Here is a 2,678-nt window from a genome sequence, read left to right as displayed (position 1 = left end):
CTGCGCGCGCGGCCTGGAAGGCCGGCGTGCCAAACGAGGCCTATAATCTCGGTTCGCTCAATCCGCCGCCGGTCAAGAAATTGCTCGGCGATCTGATCAGGCATGCCGGCTCGAAATCGATCCTGATCCCGACACCGGGCTGGGCGGTCAAGCGCACGCTGGACCTGCTTGACCTCTTGAACATGCCGATCATGGACCCGGAACAGTATCTGATCGCCGACGAGGATTGCGTGCTCGACGTGTCCAAGGCCGGGCGTCAGCTCGGCTGGGTGCCGCAATATCGCGACGAGGACATGCTGATCGCCGCCTACAGCGAGTACCGCGCAAAGAAAGCCGGTCACGCCGTCGCCACCAAACATGTGCCCGCCGAATAGCGGCTTGCAAAAACAGCTTTCGTTGCGCCCGATCCTGGTCGTGCGCGCAGACAGGAGATTGAAATGACCGTCATGGCCAAGCCCGAACAGACCAATTTGCGCACCATGGTCAGCGCGCCGGCGCTGTCGCCTGTCACCATCGCCAAGCCCGATTTGATCAGCGTCGAACAAGCCAAGGCGATGGATGTCGCCCGCATGACCGACCTGTTCAAGGCGCATCTCAACCCCGGCCAGTTCCACTTCATGAAGCTGCTCGGCTTCCACAAGATCAAGATCGAGCGTGCCGAAGGCATGTTCTACATCGACCAGAACGGCCGCAAGATCCTCGACTTCTTCGGCGGCTTCGGTTCGCTGGCCTTTGGCCACAATCATCCGCGCATCCTGGAAGCACGCAAGAAATTCCAGGAGGAGAAGCGCCAGGAAATCGCCATCGCCTTCATGTCGCAATATGCGGCAGCGCTTGCGCACAACATCGCCAAATGCTCGCCCGGCGATCTCGACATGGTATTTTTGGGTTCGTCCGGCTCGGAAGCGATGGAAGCGGCGGTGAAGCTCGCCGAGCGCGCGGCCGGTCCGAAGCGGCCGAAGATCGTCTATGCCGAGAATTCCTTCCACGGCAAGACCAAGGGCGTGCTGGGCATCACAGACGGCCAGCTTTACCGCGCCGACTTCAAGGTGGCGGAAAACACGGTCCGCATCCCGTTCGCCGACATCGAGGCGGTCGAGCGCCTGTTCCGCTCCGATCCGGAGGTCGGGGTCATCGTGCTCGAGACCATCCAGGGCGGTGGCGGCATCATTCAGGCGCCGGCCGAATATTGGCAGAAGCTGCGCGCGCTGTGCGATCAGTACGGCGTGCTGTGGGTCGCCGACGAAGTGCAGTGCGGCTACGGCCGTTCGGGCCGCTTCTACGCCTTCGAGCATTACGGCGTCATTCCCGATGTGACCGCGCTGGCCAAGTCGCTCGGCGCCGGCAAGGCGGCGGTGGGAGCCATGATCGCGCGGCGCGAGGTCTACATGAAGGCCTATGGCACGCCGAAAACGGCGATGATCCATGCCATGGCGACCTTCGGCGGCATGGGCGAGGCCTGCGTCACCGCGATCGAGGGGCTCAACGTGCTCTACGACGAGGGGCTGATCGACAATGCCGCCGTCACCGGCGACTATTTGCTGCAGCGCCTGCAGGCGCTCAGGGAAAAGTACCCGAAGATCATCAAGGATGTGCGCGGCAAGGGTTTTATGGTCGGCCTGGAGTTCCACGACTTCTCGCAGACCTTGCCGATGGTGCTGCGGCCGATCGTCAGCGTGCTCGACGACAAGCTGAAGGGCTCGCTGTCGGGCTTCGTCGGCGCGCTGCTGCTGCGCGATTACGACGTGCTGGTCGCCTTCACCGAGTACAACCGCAACGTCATCCGGCTGGAGCCGCCGCTGATCTGCCAGCGTGAGCATGTCGATCGTTTCGTCGATGCTTTCGACAGTCTGCTGTCGCGCGGCATCGTGTCGATCGTGAAGGATTTCGTCAAAAGCCAGGTCCGTTAAACCGAAACTCGCTGAGTAGACATGCTGACCAAGTCGCCCGCTCCACAGAACCCACTCGACCGGCTCACCGGGGCCGGTCTGGCGTGGGGCGTGGGGACTTATGCGCGGCTGGCGGCACCGATCGGCGCCGCGGCCTTCGCGCTCTACATTCTTTTTTCAGCGTTCACCGCGTGGGTGATGCCCGACGCCAATTGGGACATGCTGCCCTATCTCGCCATAGCGGAGGAAGGCACCTATCCCGATGCACAGGCGCTGCATGACTATGCCTACAACACTGTCAAATCGGGCGTGTCGGCCGGTGACTACAAGGCGCTGACCGACGATGGCGGCGGCTTCCGCAGCCACATGGCGGAGAATGCCGCCGACTTCCATTCATTGCTCGGCATGTACCGGATCAAGTTCCTCTATGCCGAGATCCTGTCGACGATGAGCGCGGTGATGTCGCCGGTCGAGGCGATGCGCCTGGTCTCAGTGTTCTCCGTGCTGCTGTTCGGCGCGATCGCCCTGATGTGGCTGCGCTCCGAGGGGGCACTGGCCTTGGCGCCGGTGGTCGGCGCGGTGCTGATCATGGCCGATTTCGGCGATGCGGCGCGCGCCTCAACGCCGGATCTGCTCACATCGGCGCTGTTGCTGGGCGGGCTTTATGCCTATGTCCGCGGCCGCGAGGTGGCGACGGCGATCCTGCTCTTCCTCGCCTTCATGGTGCGCCCGGACAACATTGTTTTCCTTGCTGTTTTTGCTGTGCTGCTGGTTGCGTTCCGGCAGAGG

At 62.8% G+C, this 2,678-nt stretch carries 1 protein-coding gene and 2 pseudogenes; all 3 read left to right on the top strand.

Annotated features, from left to right (window positions below; translation table 11 throughout):
* A pseudogene (locus ENZ75_RS27830) lies at positions 1 to 374 on the top strand (NAD(P)-dependent oxidoreductase); the annotation flags it as partial.
* Between the two features lie 105 nt (positions 375 to 479).
* Positions 480 to 1,910, top strand: a complete 1,431-nt coding sequence (locus tag ENZ75_RS27825; protein ID WP_244514351.1) for an aspartate aminotransferase family protein — start codon at positions 480 to 482, stop codon at positions 1,908 to 1,910.
* 21 nt (positions 1,911 to 1,931) lie between these two features.
* Positions 1,932 to 2,678 (top strand): annotated as a pseudogene (locus ENZ75_RS27820) (hypothetical protein); the annotation flags it as partial.

Source organism: Mesorhizobium sp. M7A.F.Ca.CA.002.04.1.1, assembly GCF_004022805.1.
Taxonomy (GTDB): Bacteria; Pseudomonadota; Alphaproteobacteria; order Rhizobiales; family Rhizobiaceae; genus Mesorhizobium; species Mesorhizobium ciceri.
Note: the sequence above shows the minus strand (reverse complement) of the source record. Positions and strands in the feature narration are given on the sequence as shown.

Excerpts from the sequence above, each read along its gene's own strand:
- ENZ75_RS27825 (WP_244514351.1), top strand. The coding sequence starts at position 480 with ATGGTCAGCGCGCCGGCGCTGTCGCCTGTCACCATCGCCAAGCCCGAT.